Annotated in this window: 19 protein-coding genes; 7 read left to right on the plus strand and 12 right to left on the minus strand. The window is 60.1% G+C overall.

Translation table 11 applies throughout. The annotated features are described in order from the left end of the window. Positions 1 to 22 precede the first annotated feature (22 nt). A complete protein-coding gene (locus M1L53_RS30545) occupies positions 23 to 1,258 on the minus strand; it encodes an MFS transporter (RefSeq protein WP_082654944.1) in 1,236 nt (411 codons plus the stop codon). Between the two features lie 182 nt (positions 1,259 to 1,440). Here M1L53_RS30545 and M1L53_RS30550 point away from each other — a divergent pair, with 182 nt between their 5' ends. The 4 genes from M1L53_RS30550 to M1L53_RS30565 all read left to right on the plus strand — a co-directional run bounded on the left by M1L53_RS30550 (position 1,441) and on the right by M1L53_RS30565 (position 5,949). Next, positions 1,441 to 2,130, plus strand: a complete 690-nt coding sequence (locus tag M1L53_RS30550) for a DAPG hydrolase family protein (protein WP_054187957.1) — start codon at positions 1,441 to 1,443, stop codon at positions 2,128 to 2,130. Positions 2,131 to 2,291: 161 nt separating this feature from the next. After that, the gene (locus tag M1L53_RS30555) at positions 2,292 to 3,890 is read left to right on the plus strand and encodes a bifunctional 3-(3-hydroxy-phenyl)propionate/3-hydroxycinnamic acid hydroxylase (RefSeq protein ID WP_042920183.1); all 1,599 of its coding nucleotides are present in this window, start codon (positions 2,292 to 2,294) and stop codon (positions 3,888 to 3,890) included. Positions 3,891 to 3,928: 38 nt separating this feature from the next. Further along, positions 3,929 to 5,176, plus strand: coding sequence for a CaiB/BaiF CoA-transferase family protein (locus tag M1L53_RS30560; RefSeq protein ID WP_007734649.1), 1,248 nt, complete (start codon positions 3,929 to 3,931; stop codon positions 5,174 to 5,176). A gap of 23 nt (positions 5,177 to 5,199) precedes the next feature. Further along, positions 5,200 to 5,949: an enoyl-CoA hydratase/isomerase family protein gene (locus M1L53_RS30565; protein WP_099696961.1), complete on the plus strand. Its 750-nt coding sequence runs from the start codon at positions 5,200 to 5,202 to the stop codon at positions 5,947 to 5,949. 13 nt (positions 5,950 to 5,962) lie between these two features. Here the strand turns inward: M1L53_RS30565 and M1L53_RS30570 are convergent, their stop codons facing one another. The 4 genes from M1L53_RS30570 to M1L53_RS30585 form a co-directional block, all read right to left on the minus strand. Beyond that, a complete protein-coding gene (locus M1L53_RS30570) occupies positions 5,963 to 6,733 on the minus strand; it encodes a glucose 1-dehydrogenase (RefSeq protein WP_003945779.1) in 771 nt (256 codons plus the stop codon). Beyond that, the gene (locus M1L53_RS30575; protein WP_007734655.1) at positions 6,730 to 7,317 is read right to left on the minus strand and encodes a TetR/AcrR family transcriptional regulator; all 588 of its coding nucleotides are present in this window, start codon (positions 7,315 to 7,317) and stop codon (positions 6,730 to 6,732) included. The genes M1L53_RS30570 and M1L53_RS30575 overlap by 4 nt, the downstream gene beginning before the upstream one ends. Positions 7,318 to 7,368: 51 nt before the next feature. Beyond that, positions 7,369 to 7,896, minus strand: coding sequence for an SRPBCC family protein (locus M1L53_RS30580; RefSeq protein WP_054187956.1), 528 nt, complete (start codon positions 7,894 to 7,896; stop codon positions 7,369 to 7,371). 114 nt (positions 7,897 to 8,010) lie between these two features. Next, positions 8,011 to 9,198 (minus strand): zinc-dependent alcohol dehydrogenase, encoded by a 1,188-nt coding sequence (locus M1L53_RS30585; protein ID WP_042452468.1) that lies wholly within the window; start codon positions 9,196 to 9,198, stop codon positions 8,011 to 8,013. A gap of 181 nt (positions 9,199 to 9,379) precedes the next feature. On the opposite strand from M1L53_RS30585, the gene M1L53_RS30590 reads away from it, so the two are divergent. Then, positions 9,380 to 9,526: a hypothetical protein gene (locus M1L53_RS30590; RefSeq protein WP_003945804.1), complete on the plus strand. Its 147-nt coding sequence runs from the start codon at positions 9,380 to 9,382 to the stop codon at positions 9,524 to 9,526. A 139-nt stretch (positions 9,527 to 9,665) separates the two neighbouring features. Here the strand turns inward: M1L53_RS30590 and M1L53_RS30595 are convergent, their stop codons facing one another. Together M1L53_RS30595 and M1L53_RS30600 are read right to left on the minus strand one after the other, a co-directional pair. Next, entirely contained in the window at positions 9,666 to 10,304 is a 639-nt protein-coding gene (locus M1L53_RS30595; protein ID WP_037132380.1) for a PAS and ANTAR domain-containing protein, read from the minus strand. A gap of 168 nt (positions 10,305 to 10,472) precedes the next feature. After that, positions 10,473 to 11,348, minus strand: a complete 876-nt coding sequence (locus M1L53_RS30600) for a haloalkane dehalogenase (protein ID WP_054187954.1) — start codon at positions 11,346 to 11,348, stop codon at positions 10,473 to 10,475. A 62-nt stretch (positions 11,349 to 11,410) separates the two neighbouring features. Between M1L53_RS30600 and M1L53_RS34940 the strand changes: the two genes are divergently transcribed. Further along, positions 11,411 to 11,869: a MarR family winged helix-turn-helix transcriptional regulator gene (locus M1L53_RS34940; RefSeq protein ID WP_198165750.1), complete on the plus strand. Its 459-nt coding sequence runs from the start codon at positions 11,411 to 11,413 to the stop codon at positions 11,867 to 11,869. Between the two features lie 125 nt (positions 11,870 to 11,994). On the opposite strand, the gene M1L53_RS30605 is transcribed toward M1L53_RS34940, so the two are convergent. From M1L53_RS30605 to M1L53_RS30615, 3 genes are all read right to left on the minus strand, one after another. After that, positions 11,995 to 12,609, minus strand: a complete 615-nt coding sequence (locus tag M1L53_RS30605; RefSeq protein WP_047269291.1) for a hypothetical protein — start codon at positions 12,607 to 12,609, stop codon at positions 11,995 to 11,997. A 49-nt stretch (positions 12,610 to 12,658) separates the two neighbouring features. Next, entirely contained in the window at positions 12,659 to 13,447 is a 789-nt protein-coding gene (locus M1L53_RS30610) for a hypothetical protein (RefSeq protein ID WP_054187952.1), read from the minus strand. 70 nt (positions 13,448 to 13,517) lie between these two features. Further along, positions 13,518 to 14,390 (minus strand): hypothetical protein, encoded by an 873-nt coding sequence (locus tag M1L53_RS30615; RefSeq protein WP_003945649.1) that lies wholly within the window; start codon positions 14,388 to 14,390, stop codon positions 13,518 to 13,520. Between the two features lie 369 nt (positions 14,391 to 14,759). On the opposite strand from M1L53_RS30615, the gene M1L53_RS30620 reads away from it, so the two are divergent. After that, the gene (locus M1L53_RS30620; RefSeq protein ID WP_003945789.1) at positions 14,760 to 16,136 is read left to right on the plus strand and encodes a wax ester/triacylglycerol synthase family O-acyltransferase; all 1,377 of its coding nucleotides are present in this window, start codon (positions 14,760 to 14,762) and stop codon (positions 16,134 to 16,136) included. A gap of 15 nt (positions 16,137 to 16,151) precedes the next feature. Here the strand turns inward: M1L53_RS30620 and M1L53_RS30625 are convergent, their stop codons facing one another. Further along, on the minus strand, positions 16,152 to 17,363 hold the full coding sequence (locus M1L53_RS30625) for a serine hydrolase (protein ID WP_054187951.1): 1,212 nt from the start codon (positions 17,361 to 17,363) through the stop codon (positions 16,152 to 16,154). Between the two features lie 74 nt (positions 17,364 to 17,437). Further along, on the minus strand, positions 17,438 to 18,763 hold the full coding sequence (locus M1L53_RS30630; protein ID WP_007734679.1) for an MFS transporter: 1,326 nt from the start codon (positions 18,761 to 18,763) through the stop codon (positions 17,438 to 17,440). Positions 18,764 to 18,803: the final 40 nt, after the last annotated feature.

The following is an 18,803-nucleotide window of genomic DNA, read 5'->3' on the forward strand; positions in this document are numbered from 1 at the left end:
TGATTCGTGATCAGTGGTATCCCTACCGTCTGATGCGCCTATCTGCAAAACAGAGTGCACAGACCGCGACCAAGCACACTGCCGCGGCACCCGCGAACGTACTGAACAATCCGACGGCTCCACCCGACGCAATGGAGGTACCGCCGATTACCGGGCCTAAGAACGCCCCGACGAATGATGTCCCGTTCGACCAACCAAGGGCAGTTGCTCGTGCAGGCAACGGGTAGACATCGGCTGTGGTCGTGTGCACCAGATTCATCGTGGAATGGCCGCCGATGCCCATCAGTGCCACACAAATCATGGTCCCCGTCAACGATGTCGGCAGATAGACCATTCCGAGAAGTCCGACGAGCGTGCACGCGCTGGTGGCTACCGCTACAACTGAGGCCCCGCGGCGGTCGGCCGCCCACGCACTGGCAAAGGAACCGATTACTGCGGCACCGGTCAGAGTAAAGGTGACCACAAGAGCAGTGTTCAGCGTGTACCCCAAGTCAATAATCGACTGCGCTGCCCACACGTTGAGTCCCTGCCACGCAACCATGTTGGAGATTGCGCATACCGCGACAACCAGTGCGATTGTGGACCCGCGGCCGGTGAACAGTGCGGCAATCTTTTGCCGACCAGACCATAAACGCCCCGCCACCTCCTGGGGAGTGTCGGTCGGGATGTCGATTATCACGACGGCGGCGAGGATCACCAGAGCCGTACATGCACCGATGAAGAACATCGGGCGCCATCCGAGCGCAGGAAGTACTGGAATCGCGAGCAGTGACGCGACGACGCCGCCGAGTGGGATACCTGCCATTGTGATCGTGACGACCAACGACGCCCGTGACGATGCCGCACTGTTGCGAGCGACTGTCATCGCGGTGGTGAGCGCGCCGCCCACGCCGAATCCAGTGACAAATCGACCCACTGCGAGCATGACGATGCTGATCGACGCTCCGGTGATCACGGCTCCGAAAGCGAACAGTGCGATGGCAACAATGAGAACCCACTTTCGACCGGAGCGCTCGGCAGCGAGAGGGGCCAGTACAGATCCGGCGATGGCTCCGATATAGACGAGCCCGCCGACCAGCCCTGCTTGTTGATCGGTTATGCGCAGGTACGAGTCTTCCAACAGCAACGGAATAACAGATCCGTAGACGATCAGGTTGAATCCCTCGATCACGGTGATAACCATGCACAACCCGATGACTGCGGGGTGGGATCGAGTCTCCCCGCGTTCATCGGTTCGCGCGGGTGCATTGAGATGCATGTGTTGTCTCTCCAGACAGTGAGCCCGATTCGGGCGGTCGATGTGATGCGTGCCATCGTCCGATGTCGACTTCTCGGGCGTAACCGTATAGTCCCGGAAACCGGGACAAATGGGGTGACGCGCAGCACATCTGGCTCATACCTTCAGCTCGTTGGAAAAACTCGATCCGAGGAGCTGAATCAATGGACCTGTCAGAAGTCACCGCTCTACTAGATCCGAAGCCTCTGCAATTGGAGATGGGATACGAGCGACTGCCATCTGGAGGGCTGCACGTCGCAGTCCGTACGGATATGCACGGTTGCACCGGCGAGATGCTCGAATGGTGGGTCCGCTGGCGTTGCGACACACAGAAATACATCTGGTGGCATCCCATCGACCACACGTACAGCAGTTGGCAGGGTAATCTCTCGGACGACACTCATATCGGCAGCGAGCACGTCGTCACCGAATACTTCTCGGGGCAGCCGGCCGATGATCTGGTCATCCAATTTCGGGATCCGTCCGAGTTCTTCGACGAAGACGCCTATTCCAGAGCAAGAGAATCCGGCGCTGTGTCCGGAGTGGTTGTCGGACGATTGGGGGTCACCCACAATCCACCTCGTCTCCCGGACGGGCGCGTGCTCGGCGGCAGGCTGCTGCACATCGCTCGCGATACCGAGTGGGGGATGGCCCTGCGAAGTCACTTCTTCATCGGACACGATCTCGAGACACTCGGGCAAACCGCGGAACAGATTGCGGCACAAGCAACTGTGGAGTTCGGTCAAGGACTCCTGCAGCACGCGTACGACGAGTTCACATTTTTGTCTCGTTTCCTGCCGTCGCTCTACGTAGCCGAAAACCGGGACGTATCTCCGCCGCGAGCACCGTGGTGACGGCAGTTGTCTCGGTGCCCGCCAGGGTCGTGCACCCGTTTCCGGCGGCACCGAGAATTTCGGCTCGTCCCGATTTCCGGGACCTGATCCGTGACAAAAGGAATTAACGAACCGATCCTTGTTCTCAACATCAAAGCTATTTCACCAGAACGGAATTCGCTGTGCAGAGTGTCAACGCCGAAGCAACGAGGATAGCTGCTGACGTGATGATCGTCGGTTTCGGGCCGGTGGGGAAGCTTCTCGCCGTCAAACTCGCTCGGAAGGGCCACGATGTCGTCGTCGTGGATCGAAATGAAGTCGGATACCCTCTGCCGCGAGCAGTAACCCATTGCGCCGATTTCGCGCGAATCCTGCAGTCGGTCGGGCTGGCGCCGGACACCATTCCCGAGATAACCGAACCTTATGACGACATGTATGTGTGGCGAAACGGTGACGGGCGGACACTGGTGGAGGTCGACTGGAGTGGTAAAGGTGAATCCGGTTGGTACAACACCTATTTCTTCAGTCAGCCCGCATTGGAAGAGGCCTTGGACGCCATTGTCGCCGGGTTGTCCAATATTCGGGTGATGAGGGGGTGGGAAGCGGTGGCATTGACGCAGAATTCGGCACTGGCAACAGTAGTCGTCCAATCCGTGGACAGCGGTAGGTGTGTCGCCGTCGATGCGCAGTGGATTGTCGGTGCAGACGGGGCGAACAGTCGCGTTCGTCAATGGGCCGAAATCGACTGGCACGACGAGGGGTACTTCTACGATTGGTTGGTTGTGGACGTCAAACCTTCGGGCGGAACCAGTTTTCCGAACGTTGCCGCGCAGAATTGCGACTACCGACGCCCTTCCACGATGGTTCCCGGTGGTCCGGGCCGCCGTCGCTGGGAGTTCATGCGACTGCCGGAAGAGAGTCGAGAATCCCTTCAGCGCGAAGACACGGCATGGGAACTGCTCGAGCCGTATGGGCTGACCCCTGACAATGCAATCCTTGAACGGCATTCCGTGTACACGTTTCAGGCTTGCTGGGCGACGCGATGGCGACAAGGACGCGTGTTGCTCGCCGGCGATTCCGCGCATCTTATGCCGCCGTTCGCCGGACAAGGCCTGGGTGCTGGTGTCCGTGACGTGATGAATTTGTCGTGGAAGCTCGATGCGGTGTTGCGTTCGGCAGCGGACGACCACCTGCTCGATACATATGGAACAGAACGACTAAGGCACGCACAAGCTTTTGTGCAGTTCTCGACCGAACTAGGTCAAGTCATCTGCATGTCCGACCCGCAGCAAGCTGCTGAACGTGATGCCCGCATGGTGGCGAACTGGACTGCGGGAATGAAGCCTCCTGCTCCGCCACGACCAGGGCTCGGCCCAGGGATACATGTCGGGACTGCCGGTGGCAGTCTGGCTTTACAAGGTCAGGTTCGAGTCGGAGATGGCGAAGTTGCCAAGTTCGACGATGCGTTCGATGGGCCAGGGGCTTTGATTTCACGCACATCGGCCGCGCTGCGAGAAGTTCCGGAGGCGACGCGAACAGCTTTGGCGACGTTGGGGATCGACCTCGTAGCGCTCGGAGGTGCCGAATCGGCGGGCGTGACCGTTGTCGACGACGTCGACCTCACCTACACGCGCTGGCTCGACGATCAGGACGCAGATGTCGTTCTGGTCAGACCGGATTTTCACGTCTACGGCGTTGCTGGAACGCACCAGGCAACCGAGCTGGCAGCAGGTTTTCTACACAGGTTGCGTGTGCCGGAACCTGCTCGGACGCTTGCCTGACAGCGCGACCGCCACATCGACTATCGACAGGAAGTTACATGTTCAACTCAGTGACCGACGACATCGATTCGGTCGAATCATCTTCGGAACAATCCGGATCCGATGTTCGAAGAGGGCCCTTGGCAGGCATAGTCGTTGCAGACCTCACGCGCGCACTCGCGGGACCTCACGCTTCAATGATGTTCGGCGACCTGGGGGCGACGGTCATCAAGATCGAGACACCCGGTACCGGCGACGATACGCGCGGCTGGGGGCCACCTTTCATGGAACCTGCAGGTGCACAGCGAGAATCGACATACTTCTTGTCCACGAATCGAAACAAGAAGTCAGTCGTACTCGATCTGAAATCTGAAGAGGGTCTTGCACTACTGGAATCCCTTGTCTCACGCGCCGACGTTCTGATGGAGAATTTTCGGACCGGCGTCCTCGATCGTTTGGGGCTTACCGCCGAACGACTTTCGGAGCTGAATCCGCGACTCGTCGTGCTGTCCATCAGCGGATTCGGTCACGACGGACCGGAAGGCGGACGTGCGGGGTACGACCAAATCGCACAAGGGGAGGCGGGTCTGATGTCGCTGACAGGTTCGGGTCCCAACGACTTCCAAAAGGTCGGAACTCCGATAGCCGACCTACTGGCAGGGATGTACGGCGCATTCGGTGTACTCGCGGCACTGCAGGAGCGAGCGCGAACCGGCGTTGGGCAGACGGTACGAACCTCTTTGCTAGCCGGCATAGTAGGTATCCACGCCTTCCAAGGAACTCGATTTACCGTCGCCGGTGAAACTGGTAAGGCACAAGGGAATCACCATCCGTCGATCTGCCCCTACGGGCTCTTTCCGACAGCTGACGGCGTAGTTCAGATTGCGGTTGGTAGTGAAGGACTTTGGAAGCGGTTCTGCTCGGGCTTCGGGTTGGCCCCAGATGCCCCCGGGATGGAAGACAACTCCGAACGAGTTCGAAACAGTAAGGCGGTCCGCCAGCTTATCGAAAGCATTTTTTCGAAGTATGGCACGGACGAGCTGCTGCTCGAGCTGGACCGTACGGGTATTCCGGCGGGACGTGTTCGTGGAATCGACGAGGTGTACCGCTGGGAACAGACTCGTTCGCAGGGGTTGATGGTCGAAGTCGAACACGAAAGCCTAGGTCGAATAACGCTTCCTGGGCCCCCACTCCGGTTCTTCTCTGTGGACGGCATGGAGGTCACGAAGAACTGTCACTCGGCTCCACCGCTTCTCGGTGCGGACAACGCTGTTATCACCGGTTGGCTCAGCGAAGCACGCCGATGAGAAAGACATCGATGGTTTCTGCTATGAGGCCGAGCCGGCGCGACTCCGGCATGGTCGATGTGACGTTCGACGGCCCAATCGCGACGGTGACGATCGGCACAGGCCGTCGTCGAAACGCTTTGAACGGTGATGCTTGGAAAGATCTCGCGCATCAGATCATTGGCGTCTCGACCCACGCATCGCTCGGTGTTGTCGTCCTTCGCGGCGTCGGCGATACCTTCTGCGCCGGGTCCGATGTCACCGAGTGGGTCGGTGCCTGTGCCGAGGACGTCGAGGAGTCGTTCGCGCAAATGGAGGCAGCCTTCCGCGCTATCGAAATTTGTCCCGTTCCTGTCATCGCACAGATTTCGGGCGTGGCGGCTGGAGCAGGGTGTCAGTTGGCACTCGCGTGCGATATTCGAGTCGTGGCGACTTCCGCCAGAATCGGAATGCCTATTGCGCGTCTCGGGATTCGACCCAGTCCGGCATTCGCGGCGCGCCTCGTCCGTGTTGTGGGACCGGCTGTGGCCGCTGAACTGCACTACACCGGACGGCTGGTGAAGGGACCGGACGCGGTAACAACAGGTTTGGCGAATCGGTGTGTGTACGGCGAGCTCCTCGCGTCGACTGTTCGGGATTTGGTAGAGGAGATTGTTCGCCAGCCGACATCAGCCGTGCGTGCGGCGAAGGAGGCATTGATTGCTGTTACCGGCCCTCCTCCTCACCACACCCTCGGTCCGGCCGTGAATTTGCGCGACCTCCAACTTGGCATCGCGCAAATTCTGCATACGTGAGTCTGCAAGGCTGTTACTGGCCGGCGATGTATTCGATCGACGGGCCGGCAGTCCAACCGCCGTCGACGGCGATCTCGGAACCCGTTGTGTACGAGGCATCGTCGGAAAGCAGGTAGGTGACCGCGCCGACCAACTCCTCCGGGCGACCGACACGGCGATACGGATTGTTGGGGAATGCGCCCTCTTCGAGGCTGATACCCGTCGGTGCAGTCATGGGCGTCAGGACCATGCCGGGGTGAACCGAGTTGACCCGGATCTTGTCGCGACCGAGTTCGACGGCGGCGATCTTGCTCAGCCCACGCACGCCCCACTTGGCTGCGCCGTAACCGCTGGTCAGAGCCATGCCCATCAGGCCGGCGGCCGAGGAGATGTTCACGATGGATCCGCCTCCAGCTGCCTTCATGAACGGCACTACCGTGTGGATGCCGGTGTGCACGGACACCAGGTTGATCTGGATGATGCGCTGGAACGTCTCGAGTGGTTCCTCGGCGACTGTCTGGCCGGACGCCGAGATTCCGGCGTTGTTGACCAAACCGTTGATCGCGCCGAACTCGGATACCGCGTACTCGGCGGCGGACTTCCAAGACGCTGGATCGGTGACGTCGAGGTGAACGTAACGCGCTGCGTCGCCGAGAGATTCGGCCACTGCTCGACCGTCGTCGTCGAGTAGGTCGCCGATGACGACGCGGCCGTTGCCCGCGACGATGCCGCGGGCAAACGCCTCGCCCAGGCCGCGTGCGCCGCCGGTGACGAGAACGATTTTTCCGGAGAGATCCTGAGTCATGATTGTTCCTTACCTGTTGGTGTTGCGAGATATGGCTTCGAGAACGCCCCGAGCGCGCGGGTGATGGCCTCGGGTGCGGGCGTCCGGAGGTCTGCCATCTCACGCAGTGCGGCCACTACCGCAAGTGTTGCCTGGCCCGAAGCCGCCGTGGTGTCGAGCGAGGTTTCCGGACGATCGATCAGGCGTGCGACTTCTGGGCGAATCAGTTCCATCGTCTCGAAAGTTGCTGATTCCCAAACTCTCCGGAGTGCCGCATCACCGAAGATGATGGGCATCAGTGACCGGGTCATCGGCTCGAAGGACTCGCCGACCGATGCGATAAAGGCATTCTTCACAGCCGCTGCGAGCCCGAATTCGCGGGCTTGCGCGCTGAGTGCCGTGGCCAGACTGCGGTTTCCCTCGTCGAGCATCGGCCAGATGCTCTCCTCTTTGGTGGCGAAGCAACGGTAGAACGTTCGCTCGGAGATTTCTGCCCGCTCGGCGAGCTCCGCGATGGTCGTCGAAGTGTCGCCGCGTTCGACGAAAGCGGCAGCACAACTCTGCGAGACGCGGAGAAGTAGTGCAGTGCGGCGGGCTGTTGCCATATCCGCACTGTACCAAAAGTGGCAGAAACTGCCACAAATGGTGTCGGCCGGTCAGCCGACGTTACCTTCGATTCCGGAAACCTCCTGCTCAACTGCGTTCTTGAGGTTCAGGAGCGTCTTGCGGATGTTGCCGCGCTGAAAGTCGGCGAACGTTTTTCCTCCGGTGGCAATTTTGTCGAACATGTCGGCGGCGAAGTCCGGCCAGCCGCGCCGGTCGTCGGTCCACGTTTCGGTAACTCGGGTTCCGTCGGGCACCGGCGAGAATCGGTACTGCCAGGTTGCGATAGAGGCGGGGATCCGGGGAGTACTGAGGCCGATCTTGTGAACACGGAATTCGAAGAGCTTCCCGGCCTCGGCAGCGGTGACTGTGCATCGCGTGGTCCACTGCGCGCGCCCACGCTTGTTGTGCCCGTCGAACTCCATGCCCAGGAAAGCGCTTTCGCGGTCTCCCCGCAAGGTTGCGCCTATGTTTTCGGGACTCCAGGCACCCATACGAGTGGGATCGCTGATGACCTCGTAGAGGGAAAGCGCGTCGGAGCTGACGACGATGCTGTCGGAGACGGTAAGTTCGCGAGCCATTTCGGTTTCAGGTTCTTTCTGTCGAGCGTGTGTGAGGTGTGAGTATGACGATCGGTGGTTTCGCGAACAAGATGCGGACGTGGCGGATGAACCGTCGAACTGATCGGCGTTGAACTACAGGTGCGGTTTCAGTTGGATCTTGACCGCGCCTTCCTGCTTCTTCTGGAAGATCTCGTAGGCGTGTGGCGCCTGATCGAGCGGCAGCTGATGGGTGGAAAAGGTGTCGACACCGAGTGGGTCGTCGTCAGTGAGCAGGGGCATGATGTCCTCTACCCACTTCTTGACGTTCGCCTGGCCCATCCTGAGCTGAATCTGCTTGTCGAACATGGTCATCAGCGGCAGCGGATCAACCATTCCGCCGTAGACACCGATCAAAGAAATGGTTCCGCCGCGCCGAACGATGTCGATGGCCGAATAGACAGCGCCAAGGCGATCGATTCCTGCGTTACGCATCGCAGGCGCGGCAAGAGCATCGGGAAGGAGTCCGACGAACTGCTGCGCGAGCTTTCCGATCGGAGACCCGTGCGCTTCCATACCGACAGCGTCGATCACCGAATCGGTTCCGCGGCCGTTTGTCGCGTCTCTGATGGCATCGCCGATCTTGCTGCCGTAGTCGTCCAGGTTGAGGGTCTCGATACCGCGTTCGGCAAGCCGCGCAAGGCGTTCGGGTACACGGTCCACACCGATTACTCGAAACCCCTTGTGGTGGGCGATACGAGCCGCCATGTCACCGATCGGTCCGAGGCCGAGGATTGTCACGGACCCACCCGGCGGAATGTCGGCGTATTCGACCGACTGCCAAGCGGTGGGGAGCACGTCGGAGAGGTAGACGAATCGCGAATCCGCGGGACCTTCGGGAACTTTGATATGTGTGAAATGTGCTTGCGGTACTCGGAGGTACTCAGCCTGCCCGCCGGGCACCGAGCCGTAGAGCTCGGAGAAGCCGAACAATGCTGCGCCCGTTCCCTGATCGCGGACCTGCGTCGTCTCGCACTGTGTGTAGAGGCTCGAATCGCACATGAAACAGTTGCCACACGAGATCTGGAACGGAATCACGACGCGGTCACCTATCTCGAGATTCGTGACTTCCGAACCGACTTCTTCGACGATTCCCATCGGTTCATGGCCGAGAATGTCGCCGGCATTCATGAACGCACCCAGAGTCTCGTACAGGTGCAGATCGGATCCGCAGATATTAGTCGTGGTGACCTTGATGATCGCGTCGGTGGGTTCGACGATCTTCGGGTCCGGAACCGTATCGACGCTTACTTTCCGTTTGCCTTGCCAAGTCACTGCACGCACTGGGATCGACCTCTCATCGTGGAAATGCTGTTCGCAGTCACCTGCCCGAAAGCACTGAAATGCAAACAAAATCGGCGAGGGTTGCGAGAAGTCCTGAGCGCGTTAGATTGAGATGGAGCTGGGTCCCGGTCTCTTTGCACCGGCTCCAGGACTGGGACGACGAGATGATGAGGACGATCGCATGACCGACAAAGACGACAACGACCAGTCGCCCAAGGGTGGGCACCCAGGACCCGTGGACAAGGGCGGCGACGGGGGAATGGCAACGCGAGAACAGGCGCCTGAACTGGTCGAGGAGACCTCCGACGAGAAGTCTGACGACGAGTAGTTTCCTTTTACTCCGCGTTGGGTAACAACGGGGATAGGCCGCATCGGACCGTCCCGGAATCAATGCGGGCGAGGTTCCTCGAGGTTGAGCAGCCAGCCACGGGAACCGCCTTGAGCAGATCCCTCAACCATGTTTTCATTCAACCCTGTAACAGCACGTGATCGAATCGGGTCCGCAGTAGTGTCGGGACCCGGAAGTCGTCAAGCGTTCGAACTATCAACTGCTCGGCAACATCCCGGAGTTTCACGTTGGTCTCTTGAGAACGCCACACGAGTATGTCGAAGGCGCGATCGGCCGAAATGCCGTAGATCACCATGAGCATGCCTTTGGCTTGCTCGATTACTCCGCGAGAAGCGGTGATTTCGTTGACCAGCACGTCGACAGACGCTTTCACCGTACTGTCGAGGGTTTCGGTGACGTCGATGTAGAAGCCTGAGCTGCCGACCACGGCACCCGACTCGTCCACGACGCTGTCGCCGACGACGATTACCGAGTGAGTATCCCCTGCAGTGTCGATGATGCGGTGGCGGCTGCTGAACGGTCCGCCTGAGGTGCGGATGGCGTGCAGTGTCTGAGCAACGTGTCTTCGGTCGTCGGGATGCTTGTGCGAGAGCATCAATTCTGTCGTCGGAGCTACTTGGTCGGGTTCGTATCCGTGAATCCGTGCAACTTCGTCCGACCACTCCCACCGGTCGCCGTTGCGGTGATAGAGAAAGCCGCCCACCCGGTGTGGAGCCCCCGATCCTGACGTTCGCCCCAACCCGTCCTCGTTCACCACACACGCCCCCTCGTTCTCGACCTCGTCCCAACCGGCGTACTCGCCAGTTAGTTATATCGGACAAATCCGGCGGAGGTGGTGTCGGTCCCATATTTCGGAGCATCGTCTGGATCGCTACCGCATGGGTCGGGGAAACCGGCGCTCAGAGTACTTGGCGACGGTCCCACGTCACTCGCGGTTGAAACAGTGTTGCCGCTCTGTCCATTCGGTGATCGCCGCCGCGATGGCCGCAGGCTGATCCTCGGGGGCGAGATGTCCTGCGGGACCGCACTGTTCCACCTCGAGATTTGCGATATTCGATCGGCTCCACGTGACTTCGTCAGGTCCGATCATGAGAAGTTCTGCGGGGCCGCTGAAGGTGAGAAGAAGTTTGGGTACGTCGGTGCTTTCTGCGAGCCAATCGCTGTACGCCGCCACACGTGCATTCACGTCACCGGGAGTTCCTTCGATGGGGAAGGATCGTGGCCACTCGAGAAGGGGTCGGCGACTCTCTCGTGACGGATAAGGGGAGCGATAGGCCTCGGCATCGCTTTCGGTCATTTCACCGAGAACCGTTCTGTGAAGCGCTATTTCGAGAAAGAAGTTCTCGTCGAGTACCTTCGTCTCTCCTGTGTCGGAGTCCCTCAGAGCTTCCACCCGTGCCCGTGCCTCTCCCGGGAAGTGTTCGTCCCAGGTCATCGGACGAAGGATCGTTTCGAAGAAGGCCACACCTCGGACGCGATCGGGGTGGCGGGCAGCCCAGTCCAGTGCAAGTGCCCCGCCCCAGTCGTGTCCGACGAGTACGACGTCGTCGAGTTCCATCTGGTCGAACCAGGCGTCGAGGTAGCGGGCGGTGTCGAGGAAGCCGTAGTTGATTGGCGGTTTGCCTGACCGCCCCATTCCGATGAGGTCAGGGGCAAGTGCGCGGCCTAGATTTCCTATCTGCGGCAGGATGTTTCGCCACAAGTGCGAGGATGTGGGGTTTCCGTGGATGAGTACGAAGGGTGTTCCTTCACCGCGCGAGCGGTAGGCCATGGTCGAGTCGAGCACGGGAATTGTGGGCATTGCGACTCCTCAAATAGTTTCCATATACTCTAATTGAGATAGTAGCCATGTATTCTATTTGTATGCAAGATCGAGAAACATGGACGACAGGGTCGCTGGTGTGGCACCTTGGCTTGCGCTGGCGGGCGGGGGTTGACCGAGCGATCGCGCACCTGGGGTTGACTCACGCCCAGTATTCAGTGCTCGCGTCTCTGCATGGTCTGGTGAGTGCGGGGGAGAGGCCGAGTCAGCGAGAACTCTCAGCGCACACAGGATTGCAGCGAATCTACATATCCAAGCTCGTGCGAGCGTTGGAGAAGAGCGGGTTTGTTGTCAGTGAACGCGATAGACGCGATGCGCGAGCCGTTCGCCTCGATCTCAGTGACGAGGGCAAACGAGTCATAGAGCTCGCTAAAGACATTGTCCGCCAATTGGATGCAAAGAATACGGAAGTGCTGACGAAAACCGGAGGGCGGGAACTCGCCGAGCTCCACCGCGCCCTTGACGCGTTACTCGACGCCACCGACGCAGGAGATGGATAATGCGCCGGTCCGCTTCGTGGCGCAACCGATGGCGATCGTGTGCGGACCCGGTCCACAGGACGTTCGTTGGGGGAGCGACGGAAGCGTCGATCCCCCAACGAGCCCTATTGTCTAGCTGTCGATCGTCACGGTGTCACGTTGATCGGTGTGGCCGATGCGAACTGCAGTGTGCCCGACATTGTTGCCGTCCCAGTGGCTGCGGCGGGGCAGACGGGTCCGGTGCCGGTGCGTGTGTAGTTCACGGTGCCGGTGTTGCTTGCCACGACGCGCTGGTTGGGAATATCGAATGGCAGCGGTCCGACAGTGCTGGCCCCGACGGTGACTGTGCATGTTGATCCGGGCATCGTGACGACTGCGCCTCCTGCAGGAATGACCAGGGATCCCTGAGCCGATCCGGTGTCTGCCGAGACGTTCAATAGCCAGGAACCGGAGGTCGTGACCACAGCGGGTAGGCCGTTAGCCTTGCACCCGGTCAGGCTGGGGGTGCCGATATTGACGTTGACTCCGCCGGTGCCGGTGTTGGAATTACCCGGCGCGGATGGGATGGTCCCGGAGCCCGTCGTACTGGAGCAGGTAAGTGTGATCGTTCCTGTCTTGATACTGAGATTGCTGCTCGAAGCAGTCACGGCTTGACCCGCTGGAGTGACGACGGTCGAAGCCAGAGCGGTGCCGGCTGCGACCGCAATCGCGGCTGCGGCGGCAGCTGTGACGATGGTGGTGCGGCGAACTGCATGGGTCATCGATATCTCCTTGTTGTCGGTGATACTTCGTGAGTCGCCGGTGCTTGCTCTACTGCGTCCGCAGGCTGTCGGCGCCGATGTTGAACACATCGCTTGTGGTGGTCAACGAGTTGTGACCACTCGAAGACGGAACGTTGGCGCGAAGGTTGACTGCCCAATTCAATGCGCCGAACAGTCCACATCCAGATGCGCCCGGTACCGCGAACGTCTGGTCGGCGTGCGTAACGTTTCTGACGGCGGCGGTATCCGGAAATCCTGGAACTTCCTCCAGGACACCATTTTCGGACACTCCGAGTTTGAACATGATCGGGTTGCTCGCAGAACCCAGATAGCAGTTGCCGCCCAGCAAGGGGTTGGAGATCTTCAATCTTGCCGGAAGTGTGACACCGAGTTGGAATGCGTCGACTGTTGGCAACGCGACCGGTTCGACTGTTGCCTTGATGGTGGTCAAGCCGCCGGGGAACGGTATACCGAGCCCGAAGATTCCTCCTGGTACCTCGATGGGGGTGGAATAGACGCCTTTGGTGCCGTCAGTGGGAGGAATGAAGATCTGGTCGAACCCGAATTCAGCGTCGGGGTTCTCGCGATAGGCGACACCGCCGGCGATATTCAACGAGCCGGAAGGAATCGGTACTTTGAGCCCGTTGATGTTCATTTCGCCGCCTTTGACGACGACATCGACACAGGTGCTTGTCTCCGGATTGGCTATCGGGCATTTTCCCCAGCCCCCGAACGGCGTATTGGGCAGCGGGGCCGCCGTCGCGGTTGACACCGCCCCGAGAGTGAGGACTCCCGCTGCGACGACGGCGAGCGCGGCTCTGAATCGTATTGTGCGCATGGACAAGTGAACTCCGTTTCGAGGTGGCAATCTGTCGTCGATGACGGTTCTGTGGCAGTGGGTTGGATTGCTAGTTGGCACTACGTTCGGCAACGACGGCAGCGGGTTCGGGTGAGCCGGCCGGCTGGGGCCTGAGGCTGTCGGCACCGATGTTGTAGACGTCACTCGTCGTGGCGAGGGAGTTGGACGTGGTGGACGAGGGAAGCCCGGCGCGCCAGTTGACGATTGGATTCAGAACGCCGAACGGGCCACATCCGGAAGCTGTCGGGACCGCGAAGGGCTGTCCGGTGTGGCCGGTGTTTCGAACGACGGCAGTATCCGGGAAACCTGGAACCTCTTCGAGGACACCGTATTCGGTCACATCCAAGTTGAGTTGGACGGGGTTGTTGTCCGAGCCCAGGTAGCATTTGCCGCCGAGGAGAGGGTTCGCGATCTTCAATTTGACGGGTAGCTTCACACCAAGCTGAAATGCGTCCACGGTGGGGAGTGCAGACGTCGACTCTACGGTGGCCGAAGCCTTGTTCAGTCCGAAGAGATTGTTGAATGGCAGGTCGATTCCGAGTGCGCCCCCGGGGATGTCGATGGGTTTGGCGTAGATCCCCCGACTGTTGTCGTTGGGTGGGATGAATACTTGGTCGAATCCGAATTCAGCCTCTGGATTCTCCCGGTATGCAACTCCGCCTGCGATGCGCATCGCCCCGGCGGGAATGTTGACGGAAAGCTTGCCGATCTTCATGTTTCCGCCGGTGACCGTGACGTCCATACAGGTGCTGGTCTCGGGATTGTCGATCGGACATGAATCCCAACCGCCGAAGGGGATCTCCGCTGCCGGGGCGGCTCCTGCAATGCTTGCTGACAAGCTTCCCACCGCAGCGGCGGTGGCGAACACAGTTGCGGTGGCGAGTGCGCCGAAAAGGCCACGCGACGTCGAACGTCGGGACATGTATTTCTCCTTTGGGTACAACCGACCAGTCGGGATTGTGATGATGAGTGACGGTAGTCACGTGTGACTTGGATGTACAGACAATTTGAAACAATTCCGACAAAAGTATTACTGCGATCGCCTCCGCTACTACTTGTGGCTGTGAGGATTGAAATTTGTTGCAGTGCTCTGTGTCTCGTCATTCACCCGCGAATCGCTGTGAGGTGCTTCGACCCGAAAAGGCGTTCGTCGACGGGAATATCGGACTCCTGTCGAAATCGAGGGGGCAATGTTTTGTCGGAGTCGCCAATGAGGGAAGTCAGGGCGAGTAACTTTGTCGAACAGCGGCTGATCGGTACTCCGGGCAGCTGCCCGAGAGAACGGATCGCCATGACACTGATGCTGCCGCTCGACTCGATGTTCCTACTGATGGAGTCACGGGAGCATCCCATGCACGTCGGTGGCCTGTCGCTTTTCGTTCCGCCGGAAGGGGACGACGGCGAATTCGCCAGGTCGCTCTACCGTTCGCTCACCGACGTCGACTCGATTCGGCCACTCTTTCGCCGCAAGCCGGTGCAGTTCTTGTCGAACTTCGCGCCGGTGCGTTGGACGGAGGATGCAGACGTCGATCTCGAGTATCACGTCCGGTTGCTCGCGCTGCCCAAGCCGGGTCGAGTCCGCGAGTTGCTCGAGCTGACCTCCATGCTCCACGGCACGCTGCTCGATCGGCATCGGCCGCTGTGGGAGGCGTACGTGATCGAAGGTCTCGCCGACGGCCGAGTTGCCGTGTACATGAAGACGCACCACGCGCTCATGGATGGTGTGTCTGCTGTTCAGGCGTGGTACCGCAGCCTCTCGTCGGATCCGCACGATCGACATTCGATGCCTCCATGGGCGCAACGACCTTCTTCGGGGCGGGTTCGTGCCGGTCGCGGGCTGGACCTGCAGAGGCGGGTGGGCTCCGTGATCGAGACCGTGCAAGATGTGGTCGGGGTCGGCCCTGCGATAGTGAACGCCGCTGCCTCGGCAGTGAAGGACCACGTCGCACCGTTGCCGTTTGCTGCCCCGAAATCGATCTTCAACGTCCCGATCACCGGAGCGAGGCGTGTCGCCGCGCAGTCGTGGCCGATCGAGCGCCTGCGCAAGGTCAGCTGCGTTGCAGACGTGACGCTCAACGATGCGGTGTTGGCAATGTGCGCGGGTGCGCTACGGCGATACCTGATCGAACTGGACGAGTTGCCGGACAAACCGTTGATCGCGATGGTGCCGGTATCCCTTCGCAAAGGCGAAGAGGGTGAGGCTTCCGGCAATGCCGTGGGTGCGGTGTTGTGTGATCTGGCAACCGAATTGGCAGATCCGGCGGCCCGACTTCAGAGAGTTCACGACTCGATGAGTAGCGCCAAGTCCCTGATGTCGGGCCTGACGCCCCTGCAGATCACGGCGCTCAGTGCATTGAACGTCGCGGGTCTCGGGCTGCCGCTGATCCCTGGTTCATCCCGACTGATCACTGGGCGTCCAGTCTTCAATCTGGTGATTTCCAACGTCCCCGGCCCGACAACGACGCGCTATTGGAATGGCGCGAAACTCGAGAGCTGTTACCCGGCATCGATTCCGTTGGACGGGCAGGCGATGAACATCACCGTCATCGGCTACGCGGACACCATGCAGTTCGGGCTCGTCGGCTGCCGCCGCAATGTTCCGCACTTGCAGCGGCTCCTCGGCCATCTCGAGGAATCCTTGAGTGAGCTCGAAGCCGCCGCAGGCTGAATGCGTGAGGAAACCTCAGCTGACGGGGACCGCTCCGCGAGCGTTCGATACCAAGTGAGTGCCGATCTGAAGGAACGCGGGTACGAAGTTCGGGGTGTCGATTGCAGGCGAAAGGATGTGGGCTCCGAAATGCGCGACCACAAACTCCAGGTCGCGTGAGATCAAGAGCCTCTGGCCATGGATTCCGCTTGCCATGAACGATCCGAACGGATCATTGAGGATCCACCAGTAGTCGTGGTAGCTCATCGTCGCGGGGGAATCGACAGGGGCACGCGGGCTTCTGACCTCCGAAGGATAGCCTGCGGGCACTCCCGCGGTCATCGATCGCGCGATGTGCGGTGGGATCACCTGACGATCCTCGACGGCACCGTCACAACGAATCATCTCACCCACTCTGGCTACGTCTCGAAGGGTCGCACTGAATCCGCCCGCCGCCATTTCCGTTCCAGCGGAGTCGACTATGTAGAACGCATCTTCTTCGGCTCCGATTCTTGACCAGACCAGCTCACTGAGTAGTTCGGCGAGTGAAGTTCCGGTCACGCGGCGCAATATTTCTCCGACAGTCTCGACATTGCCGTTCTCGTAGCGGAATTCGACGCCGGTCGGGCCCGCAGTGCGTGCCGTGGCGAGGTGCTCGAGAATGGTCTCCGGGCCGCGGTAATTCATGGGGCGCAGCTTCGGGGCGACTACGGCCCAGAAACGGCTGGCTTCGATGGTGCGATGGAACGGCCGACCGCCGTACGTTACATCAGTGCCCATGTGAAGAAGGTCCTGAATCCGATTGTCTCCGAAAGCAGTTCCTGCCAACTCGGGAATGAATTTCGACGCCCGATCGTCGCGGTCGAACAATCCTTGTGCTTCGACCAGTGCAGCCATCAAACCGACGTAGGATTTCGCCATCGATGCATTGAGGTGCGGTTCGTGGGGTTTGCAACCGTGCAAGTAACTCTCGTACACCATGCGTCCCCGATGTAGCACGGCGATACTGTCACTGTGCGCACCCGCGAGGAACTCGGACACCGTCTGCTTCGGCTGATCCGGAAGGTTCAACGTGACACCGGACAGATCCGTGTAGTCGGTCGGGAGGGTCCATTTGGGTCCGTCGCCGCGCCACACACGGCGAGTCGCTACCATCTCTCGTATGGTTGTGGCTTGTTGGCGCACGTCGGCCGGGTCGGTGAATCCGCGCGCCCAGGGGATGTCATCCGTTGCGATGTTTTGTGCCATCTGAGGTCTACTTCCGTCTTGATTGCCGAGTTGGAGTGTTGATTGCCGCGTTCGTAGTTGATGAACTGAATTGCCTAGTGCCGAAGCGCATTCTGTTCATGTAGGGGGTTGGCGGATGGCCCGGAGAGTAGGGCCGCACTGTCGCGGGCGTAGGGGCGATACAGTGCGCCTGAAGCGACCCCGTTGACGGTGGTCAGCACTACGGTGACGATGAAGAGCGCGCCTTGTAATCCGATTCTGTCGCCGAGGGTTCCGACCAAGACAGCGTATCCGGCGTAGGCCAGCGCTTCGACTGTCGAGACGGAGACGGCAAAGGCCAGGGCTCGCAGTTCCGGACGAACTATGGCCATGATAATCGGCCGATTTACCACTGGGACCTGACCTTGAAGGACGCCGACGATCCCGAACAAGACCGCGTAGACGCCGATGCTGTTCCAGGAAATCTGCGTAGCGATCAGTGCTGCGGCCGCGAATCCGAGTTGGCTGGCCTGAAGCATGATGATGCGGCCGTTTCGGGGCCGTTTGACGTGTACGGCGTCGTTGACTCGTCCGCCGACGAACGTGCCGAGCAGGTACCCGATTGCGAAGGGCGGTGCGATGATCGAAGCAGTTGCGGTCGTGAATCCGTGCTCCTCGACGAGAAATACGATGCTGAAGCTCATGATGACGTTCTGGCCCGAGAATGCGCGTTGTACGAGTAGGTATCGGAATGTCTTGATAGCGAGTAGCTCTCGTATCCCTTCGCGCCAGAATCTTGCTTTGGAGCCGAGATCGTCGGTGGTCGTCTGTGCGGGCGCATCGCCGGATTCAGGATCGTCGAGGAAAAGCATGATAAGCACACCGATGGCGATGCAGATTGCACCGGTGATGATGTATCCGTAGCGCCATCCATCTTCGAAGCGAGACAAAAGCCCGAATATCGGGGCGGTCGCGCCGGTGATGACGGCGACGCCGCCGTATACCAATCCCGTTGCGCGGCCCCTCCGGGCGTCCTCGTACAGATCTCCGAGGATGGACAATGCAATCGAGCCGGCGCCGGCGAAACCTGCGGCGCCGATCGCATAGAGGACGAGAAACTGAGTGAAACTGCCGGACAATCCGGCCAGGATTACCCAGGCACCCCAGAACCCTGAACAGATGGCAAGTACCGACTTGCGAGAATATCGTCGGGCAAGGAACGCCCAGGGGATTGCCGTGAAGACCCCGACGGCCTTGGCCACTGCAACGATCGTGCCGAGCGCCGCCGATGACAATCCCATGGCCTCACGCATGAGAGGGAAGAGCACGGACGTCACGCTGCTTTCGGCGTTGTCCATTGCCGTGGAGCCGGTCAGGAGTGCGAGGTTCTTACCTCGCCGACTGCGTGGAAACTGAGTAGGTGCCGCAAGTTCTGTGGTCATTGTTCCCTCTCGAAAAATGCCGATGATTGCTTGGGCGCGG

The sequence above is a fragment of the Rhodococcus sp. T9N genome (assembly GCF_024436645.1).
In the GTDB taxonomy this organism is placed as follows: domain Bacteria; phylum Actinomycetota; class Actinomycetes; order Mycobacteriales; family Mycobacteriaceae; genus Rhodococcus_F; species Rhodococcus_F qingshengii.

Bases quoted from the DNA above. Each gene is read 5' to 3' on its own strand.
- M1L53_RS30570 (WP_003945779.1), bottom strand. From the start codon at position 6,733: ATGACTCAGGATCTCTCCGGAAAAATCGTTCTCGTCACCGGCGGCGCA.
- M1L53_RS30600 (WP_054187954.1), bottom strand. From the start codon at position 11,348: ATGCCCACAATTCCCGTGCTCGACTCGACCATGGCCTACCGCTCGCGC.
- M1L53_RS30580 (WP_054187956.1), bottom strand. From the start codon at position 7,896: ATGGCTCGCGAACTTACCGTCTCCGACAGCATCGTCGTCAGCTCCGAC.
- M1L53_RS30550 (WP_054187957.1), top strand. From the start codon at position 1,441: ATGGACCTGTCAGAAGTCACCGCTCTACTAGATCCGAAGCCTCTGCAA.
- M1L53_RS30575 (WP_007734655.1), bottom strand. From the start codon at position 7,317: ATGGCAACAGCCCGCCGCACTGCACTACTTCTCCGCGTCTCGCAGAGT.
- M1L53_RS30615 (WP_003945649.1), bottom strand. From the start codon at position 14,390: ATGTCCCGACGTTCGACGTCGCGTGGCCTTTTCGGCGCACTCGCCACC.
- M1L53_RS30630 (WP_007734679.1), bottom strand. From the start codon at position 18,763: ATGACCACAGAACTTGCGGCACCTACTCAGTTTCCACGCAGTCGGCGA.
- M1L53_RS30590 (WP_003945804.1), top strand. From the start codon at position 9,380: ATGACCGACAAAGACGACAACGACCAGTCGCCCAAGGGTGGGCACCCA.
- M1L53_RS34940 (WP_198165750.1), top strand. From the start codon at position 11,411: ATGCAAGATCGAGAAACATGGACGACAGGGTCGCTGGTGTGGCACCTT.
- M1L53_RS30605 (WP_047269291.1), bottom strand. From the start codon at position 12,609: ATGACCCATGCAGTTCGCCGCACCACCATCGTCACAGCTGCCGCCGCA.
- M1L53_RS30625 (WP_054187951.1), bottom strand. From the start codon at position 17,363: ATGGCACAAAACATCGCAACGGATGACATCCCCTGGGCGCGCGGATTC.
- M1L53_RS30565 (WP_099696961.1), top strand. From the start codon at position 5,200: ATGAGGCCGAGCCGGCGCGACTCCGGCATGGTCGATGTGACGTTCGAC.
- M1L53_RS30620 (WP_003945789.1), top strand. From the start codon at position 14,760: ATGACACTGATGCTGCCGCTCGACTCGATGTTCCTACTGATGGAGTCA.
- M1L53_RS30610 (WP_054187952.1), bottom strand. From the start codon at position 13,447: ATGCGCACAATACGATTCAGAGCCGCGCTCGCCGTCGTCGCAGCGGGA.
- M1L53_RS30545 (WP_082654944.1), bottom strand. From the start codon at position 1,258: ATGCATCTCAATGCACCCGCGCGAACCGATGAACGCGGGGAGACTCGA.
- M1L53_RS30560 (WP_007734649.1), top strand. From the start codon at position 3,929: ATGTTCAACTCAGTGACCGACGACATCGATTCGGTCGAATCATCTTCG.